Consider the following 7,479-nt stretch of genomic DNA (forward strand, 5'->3'; position numbering starts at 1 on the left):
CGATGGTGGCGGGCTATCTCCGCGCCCATCCCGAGGTCAGCCTCGAGCTGACGTTGAGCGATCGCATCGTCGACCTGGTGGAGGAGGGGTACGAGGCGGTGATCCGGATCGCACCGCTGCCCGATTCCAGCCTGATCGCCCGCCGGCTGCGGCCCTACCGCCTGGTCGCCTGCGCCGCGCCCGCCTATCTGGCCGAACGCGGCACGCCGGCACGGCCGGAGGATCTGGCGGCTCATGAATGCCTCGGCTTCGCTCATTGGGAGCCGCGCGACCTGTGGCAGTTCACCGATGCCGAGGGGCGCGAGCACGCGATCCTTGTCGCAGGCCGCGCCTCGGTCAACAGCGGCCAGGCGCTGCGCAGCGCGGCGCTGGAGGGGCTGGGCATCATCCTGCAGCCGGAAGGGCTGCTGCAGGACGACATCGCCGCCGGACGCCTGGTGCAGGTCCTGCCGGGCTATGAGGCGCCGTCGCGGCCGATGCACATCCTGTTCGCCCCCGACCGCCGCCCGACGCCGAAGCTGCGCAGCTTCATCGATGCGGTGGTCGAGGCGTTCGGGTAGGGGCAGGGATAACAATTTATGCGCAGGCTATGCTATTCTGGCCCGACTAGTAGGAGATGATGCCATGAACGTTTCGATCGGCGACCGTTGGGAGCGCTTCGTCGAAGCCGTGGTCAAAGGGGGACGCTACGGGTCGGCGAGCGAGGTGGTGCGTGAAGGCTTGAGGCTGGTCGAAGAGCGCGAGGCAAAGCTGCGGGCGCTGAAGGAGACGCTCGACCGCTCGATCGCCGAGGGCGGCGAGGTCAGCGACGCCGAGCTGGACGAAGCTCTGGCGGCGAGGGCGGCGGAGCTGGCCAAGGCGGGGTATTGATTGCGGCGCCTCCGATACCTGCCGGCCGCACAGCGCGATCTGCTCGATATCCTGAGCTTCATCGCGCGGGAGAGCGGCAGTCTCACGCTTGCGCAGGAGTTCGTCGCGCGGCTGCGACGGCAATGCCGCCATCTGGCTGAGCTTCCCGGCATGCTTGGTCGCGCCCGGCCGGATCTGCGTCCAGACATCCACAGCTTCCCATACGGAAACTACGTCATTTTCTTCCGCTACCTGGATGGCGTCTTCGAGGTGGTGAACGTTCTCGAAGGCCATAGGGACATCGACCAGCACGTACTGGAAGAGCCGAGCTCCTAGATCACGCAAACCGCGGCATCCGGATGTTCGGAGACGGCTTGTAGCCCGCCGGCCGCTCCGGCCAGGCCGTAAACCGGTCGAGCAGGGCGTCGAGGCCGGCCACGGCGATGGCGGCGGCGATCTCTTCGCCCGGGCAGGCGTGGCGGCCATGACCGAAGGTCAGCAGGCGCCGCTCGGGCCGGGCGGGATCGAAGCGGTCGGGATCGCGATTCAGCGTCGGGTCGCGGTTGGCGGCGGCGAAGACCACCAGGATGGCGTCGCCCGCGCGCAGCGCCTGGCCGGCGATCCCGGTGTCCTCGGCGACGAAGCGGCGGGTGTTCTGGGCCGGCGGGTCGCAGCGCAGCACCTCCTGCACCAGCCCGGGCAGCAGTGTGCGGTCGGCGGCCGCGGCGCGGCGCAACTCCGGCCAGGCGCCGAGGGTGACGATGGCGTTGCCGAGCAGCCCGGCGCCGGCGTCGCGGGCCTGGAACAGGAAGCCGACGGCGTTGGCGGTCACAACGGCCGGATCGATGCCGCCCTCCCGCTCCGCCGCGTCGCGCAGGTACCGGGCCAAGCCGTCCCCACCGGTTTCAAGCAGATCCTCGGTCAGAGCGACCATCCGCGCCGCCGCCTCATGGCCCGCGCCGATCGCCTCGGGCGAGGCGCCGGGGGCGATGGCGGCGACGATGTCGCGCATCCGGTCCGCGACCTCGGACAGGCGGTCCGGGGCGAAGCCGAGCAGCGCGCCGACCACATGCATCGGCAGGGCGGGCATCAGCGCGTCGAGAGAGAGCCCGTCGTCGACCAGCGCCATGGCCCGGCGCCGGGCCTCGGCCGCCACGGTGTCCGCCGGGATATCCAGCGCGGCGGCCACCGCCCGCTTGGCCCGGGCCTGGGCGTCGCCGTCGGTCATCCGCACCAGCCGGCCGAACAGGTCGCCGACGGCGCCGCCCCGCAGCGGCGGCGGCACCGGCTCGGAAGGCGGCCGGACCCGGCAGGCGGGGCTGGCCAGAACCGCCGTCGCAGCCTCCGCGCTTGCCGCGACCCAGAGGCCGAGCGCCCCGTCGCGGTGGAAGGGGCGCTGCAGCAGCGCGGCGTAGTAGGGATAGGGATCGGGATGGGTGACGGCGGCGACGGGATCGCTCGGCGGCTGCATGATCGGCCCCTCGGCTGGAGTGGCCGCCATGATAGCGGCCCGGCTTCCGCCGAGGGGCCGGAGTCGCTTCGGCCCCGGTCGAAGGATGGAGACCTTACCGGGCCCCTTGCGCGGCGATCCCGCCGGCGCCGCGCGGCTCGCGGATGAAGATCAGCGAGGCCAGGGCACCCAGCACGGCCAGCCCGCCGGCCAGGACGAAGGCGCTGGTGTAGACGCCGCCGGTGGCCTGGACGATGAAGCCGGTCACCGAGGGGCCGATGATGCCGGCGAGATTGGCCAGGAAGTGGATGAAGCCGCCGACGCCGCCGACATTCTCGCCGCGCACCACGTCCTGGATCACCGCCCAGTAGATCGCGCCGGTCAGGTACAGGCCGAAGATCGACACCGACATCAGCGCCACGGCGCTGACCACGTCGGCCACGTCGCCGGCCAGGGCGACGCCGACCGCGGCGAGGCCCAGCCCGCCGATCAGCACCAGCTTGCGCGACAGTAGCGCCCGGCCGGTCATGCGGAACAGCCGGTCGGACAGGAAGCCGCCCAGCGCCAGGCCGACGAAGCCGAGCATCCAGGGGATCACCGTCGCCAAGCTCATATCCTTGATGCTGAGCTTGTGCACCTCGGTCAGGTAGCTCGGGAACCAGGTCAGGAAGAAGAACAGCACGTAGTTGTAGGTGAAGAAGGCGAAGGCGGTGGCCAGCACGATCGGCTGCCGCAGATAGAAGCCCAGGCCGTGGGCGGGCAGCTGCGTCGTGGTGTCGACCTGTGTCTGGCCCTCCTCGATCAGCCGGCGCTCGGCGTCGGTGATGCGCGGGTGCTGGGCCGGCTTGTCGGCCGACATCCGCACCCAGAACACCAGCCAGACGAAGCCCAGCAGCATGATGATGACGAAGGCCAGCCGCCAGCCGAAGGCCAGCGCCAGGTAGCCGACGATCGGCCCGGCCACGGCGCCGCCCAGCGGCGTGCCGCAATTGACGATGCCGATCGCCGTCGCCGCCTCGCGCCGCGGGAACCAGTTGCTGACCGTCTTGCTCATGGTCGAGCTCAGCGGCCCTTCGCCGACGCCGAACAGCACGCGCAGCACGATCATCGAGACGAAGCCGGTGGCGGCCGCGGTCAGGCCGCAGAACAGCGACCACATCCCCATGGCGCCGGTGAACACCGCCTTCGGCCCGATCCGGTCCGACAGCCAGCCGCCGATGAAGTTGAAGATGGCGTAGCCGGCGAAGAAGCTGCTGAAGATCACGCCCATCTGGGCATGATCCAGGCCGAGATCCTGCTGGATCAGCGGGGCGGCGATCGAGAGCGCCGACCGGTCGAGGTAGTTGATGATGCCGGCGATGAAGAGCAGGCCGACGATCAGCCAGCGGATGCTTCTGAACATGGGTTTCCTTCCGCGTGCGGGGCGGTGGCGGCGTGACGGCCGCTCAGAGATCGAGGAGGTGGACCTTCATCGACTGATTGCGGTCGAGGGCGACCTGGAAGGCCTGGTCGGCGTCGCGCACCGGGAAGCGGTGGGTCATCAGCGGCGCCAGGTCGATCCGCCGGCCGGCGATCATCTCCACCGCCAGCGCGTACTCCTCGGCGAAGCGGAAGGAGCCGCGGTACTCCAGCTCCTTCGACATGACGAGATTGGCGGAGACCGGCGACTGGCCGGCCGGCATGTTGCCGAGCTGGACGACACGGCCGCGGGCGCGGGCGGCGCGCAGGGCGGTGTCGAGCCCGGCCGGGGCGCCCGAGGCCTCGATCACCACGCCGAAGCGGCCGCGGTTCCGGCTCCAGGCCGCGATCCGGTCCTCGTCCCGGCCGTCGACCGCCTCGTCGGCGCCCAGGCCCACCGCCATGGCCCGCGCCTTCTCGGCCAGGTCGACCACGGTGATGCGGCGGGCGCCGGCCTGGCGCGCCACCAGCAGCACCAGCGCGCCGATCGGGCCGCAGCCGACGATCAGCACCTCCTCGCCCAAGAGCGGCCCGGCGCGGCGGACGGCGTGCAGCGACACCGCCAGCGGTTCCGCCATCGACGCCTCGGCGAAGCTGACATGCTCCGGCACCGGCACGCATTGCCGCGCCGGCACGGCGATGTATTCGCGGAAGGCGCCCTGCATGTGCGGGAAGATCGAGGCGCTGCCCAGGAAGCGCATGTTCAGGCACTGGTTCTCGAGCCCCGCCATGCAGTAGTCGCAGCGGCCGCAGGACCGGCTGGGATTGACCGCGACCGGCTGGCCGACCGCCAGGCCCTCGACTTCGGGCGCCACCTCGGCCACCTCGCCGGCCATCTCATGGCCCAGGATCAGCGGCTCGCGCAGATGGAAGTCGCCGGTCTTGCCCTTGGAGTAATAGGCGAGGTCGGAGCCGCAGATGCCGCCGGCGCGGAAGCGGACCAGCACCTCTCCCGGCGCCAGGGAAGGGGCTTCGCGGTCCTCGATCCGCAGATCCTTGGCCTGGTGCAGCACGGCGGCGAACATGGCGGTCTCCTCAGCTATGGGCGGCGGCGGGCGCGCCGATCAGATCTTCGCGGCTGGATAGTCGCGGCGCCGTCTCCGGCAGCTTCGCGGCGCAGACCAGGGTGATGACGCAGCCCAGGGCGATATAGGCGCACAGATACCACGGCGTGCCGTCGCCGATCTCCAGCAGCCAGCCGGCCGCCAGCGTGCCGGCCGACCCGATCAGGGCGCCGATCTGCTGCACGAAGGACACGCCGCTGGCCCGCACCTTGGTCGGGAACAGCTCGGAATAGAAGGCGGCCTGCGGCCCGTACATGGCGCTGTGGCCGAGCGCGAGCGCGGCGACCAGACCCAGCCAGATCATGCCGTCCATCCGGGCATAGACCAGGCCGAAGACCGGGAAGGTCGCGACCAGCACGCAGGCGGCGCCGAACAGGTAGACCGGCTTGCGGCCGATCCGGTCCGACAGCAGGCCGAACAATGGCAGCGTCACCAACTCGATCAGGATGGCGATCAGCGATGCCGTGGTCATGGTCGGCCGGTCGACGCCGCGGCTGGTGGCATAGGCCGTGATCAGCACGGCGAAGCTGGTGAAGGCGATGCTCTCGGCCAGCTTGCTGCCGCAGCCCAGCACCAGCTCTCGCTTCTGAGTGCGCACCACCTCGACCAGCGGATGCGAATCCTCGGCCCGGCGCTTGCGCATCTCCAGGAACAGCGGCGATTCGGTCAGCTGCAGCCGGATGTACAGGCCGATGCCGACCAGGAGGATGCTGAGCAGGAAGGGGATGCGCCAGCCCCAGCTCAGGAACGCCTCTTCCGACAGGGTCGAGGTCAGCAGCGCGAAAATGCCGAGCGGCAGCACGAAGCCGGCCGGGGCGCCGATCTGCACCCAGGAGCCGAAGAAGCCGCGGGCGCGCGACGGCGCATGCTCGCACATGATCAGGATGGCGTTGCCCTGCTCGCCGCCGATGCCGAAGCCGTGCAGCAGGCGGATGAACAGCAGCGCCAGCGGCGCCCAGATGCCGATCTCGTTGTAGGTCGGCATCAGCCCGATGACGAAGGTGGCGATGCCGACGATCAGCAGGGTGATGACCAGCGCCTGCTTGCGGCCGTAGCGGTCGCCGATGGCGCCGAACAGCAGGCCGCCGACCGGCCGGGCGAAGAAGCCGGCGGCATAGGTGCCGAGCGCGACCAGCGACCCCACCAGAGGGTCGCTGGTCGGGAAGAACAGCTTGTTGAACACGAGAGCCGAGGCGGTGGCGTAGATGAAGAAGTCGTACCACTCGACCGTGGTGCCGATGCAGGACGCGATCGCGATCCGCCGCATCATCGCGGGCGTCGTGGTGCTCTGCTGTCCTTCCATCCTGTCCTCCCTTGGGGCCGTCCCGCGGCCTCTTCCATTCCGGCTATCGACTACGCTCGAACCTCATCCCGTCACCGTCATCACGAGCCCCGCAGGGGCGTGGCGATCCAGCGGCACTGGCCTATGGATAGCCGCGTCCCCCGGCTCAAGGCTGGGGTCCTCGCGATGACGAGGAGGGATGAGCAAAAATCCGCATCACCAGCTGGTCAGGGTGCCGTCCTCGAGCCGGGCCACCGGCAGGTAGGCCGGGTCGTAGGGGAAGCGGGCGGCCAGCGTTTCGTCGATATCGACGCCGTGGCCGGGGGTCTCGCCCGGATGCATGTATCCGTCCGTGAATGTCCAGGCATGCGGGAACACCTCCAGCGCCGGCTCCGGATAGCCCATGTATTCCTGGACGCCGAAATTCGGCACCCACAGGTCGAAATGCAGGGCCGCGCCCATGCACACCGGCGACAGGTCGGACGGGCCGTGGCAGCCGGTGCGGACATGGTGCAGGGCGGCGAAATCGGCGATCCGGCGCAGATGTGTGATGCCGCCGGCATGGGTCAGCGTCGCGCGGATATAGTCGATCAGCTGCTCCTCGATCAGCAGCTTGCAGTCCCAGATGCTGTTGAACACCTCGCCGACCGCGATCGGCGTGGTGGTGTGCTGGCGGATCAGCCGGAACGCCTCCTGGTTCTCGGCCGGGACCGGGTCCTCCATCCAGAACAGGGCATAGGGCTCGACCGCCTTGCCCAGCCGCGCCGCCTCGATCGGGGTCAGCCGGTGGTGCACGTCGTGCAGCAGGTGGCCGTCGAAGCCGTATTTCGCGCGCACCGCCTCGAACAGCTTGGGCACGTAGTTGAGGTATTTCTCGGTCGACCAGCCCTGCTCCTCGGGCCAGCCCTTGGTCGCCGGCTCATAGGAATCGCCGCCCTTGGCTACGCCGTAGACGGACGCCATGCCGGGCACGCCGCATTGCACGCGGATGGCCTTGTAGCCCTTCTCCTGATAGGCGGCGTAGCGGTCCAGTGTCTCCGGGATGTCGCGGCCGGTGGCATGGCTGTAGACCATCACGCCGTCGCGCGAGGCGCCGCCCAGCAGCTGATATAGCGGCAGGCCGGCGACCTTGGCCTTGATGTCCCACAGCGCCATGTCGACGGCGGCGATCGCGCTCATCGTCACCGGGCCGCGGCGCCAATAGGCACCCTTGTAGAGATACTGCCAGATGTCCTCGATCCGGTGCGGGGCGCGCCCGACCAGGAGGGGACAGACATGGTCGCGGAGATAGCTGGCCACCGCCAGCTCGCGCCCATTCAGCGTGGCATCGCCGATGCCGTGCACGCCGTCATCGGTGACCAGCTTCAGCGTGACGA

At 69.8% G+C, this 7,479-nt stretch carries 8 protein-coding genes; 3 read left to right on the plus strand and 5 right to left on the minus strand.

The genetic code is table 11. The features are described from left to right. From ABDW35_RS27690 to ABDW35_RS27700, 3 genes are all read left to right on the plus strand, one after another. Positions 1-560: LysR substrate-binding domain-containing protein (locus ABDW35_RS27690; RefSeq protein ID WP_343717083.1), on the plus strand; the 560-nt coding region annotated here is incomplete at its 5' end. Positions 561-624: 64 nt separating this feature from the next. Further along, entirely contained in the window at positions 625-870 is a 246-nt protein-coding gene (locus ABDW35_RS27695) for a type II toxin-antitoxin system ParD family antitoxin (protein ID WP_343717084.1), read from the plus strand. Continuing rightward, positions 871-1,185, plus strand: coding sequence for a type II toxin-antitoxin system RelE/ParE family toxin (locus tag ABDW35_RS27700; RefSeq protein ID WP_343717085.1), 315 nt, complete (start codon positions 871-873; stop codon positions 1,183-1,185). 1 nt (position 1,186) lies between these two features. Here ABDW35_RS27700 and ABDW35_RS27705 read toward each other — a convergent pair whose 3' ends face one another. From ABDW35_RS27705 to manD, 5 genes are all read right to left on the minus strand, one after another. Continuing rightward, on the minus strand, positions 1,187-2,350 hold the full coding sequence (locus tag ABDW35_RS27705; RefSeq protein WP_343717086.1) for a cytochrome P450: 1,164 nt from the start codon (positions 2,348-2,350) through the stop codon (positions 1,187-1,189). A 64-nt stretch (positions 2,351-2,414) separates the two neighbouring features. Beyond that, the gene (locus tag ABDW35_RS27710) at positions 2,415-3,701 is read right to left on the minus strand and encodes an MFS transporter (RefSeq protein ID WP_343717087.1); all 1,287 of its coding nucleotides are present in this window, start codon (positions 3,699-3,701) and stop codon (positions 2,415-2,417) included. Between the two features lie 43 nt (positions 3,702-3,744). Next, entirely contained in the window at positions 3,745-4,782 is a 1,038-nt protein-coding gene (locus ABDW35_RS27715; RefSeq protein WP_343717088.1) for an L-idonate 5-dehydrogenase, read from the minus strand. 10 nt (positions 4,783-4,792) lie between these two features. Beyond that, complete coding sequence (locus tag ABDW35_RS27720) at positions 4,793-6,124, minus strand: MFS transporter (RefSeq protein ID WP_343717089.1); 1,332 nt, start codon at positions 6,122-6,124, stop codon at positions 4,793-4,795. Positions 6,125-6,319: 195 nt separating this feature from the next. Continuing rightward, positions 6,320-7,479 (minus strand): D-mannonate dehydratase ManD (gene manD / locus ABDW35_RS27725; RefSeq protein ID WP_343717090.1); only part of this gene is annotated, 1,160 nt, incomplete at its 5' end.

It is taken from the genome of Inquilinus sp., assembly GCF_039594555.1.
Lineage (GTDB): Bacteria > Pseudomonadota > Alphaproteobacteria > DSM-16000 > Inquilinaceae > Inquilinus.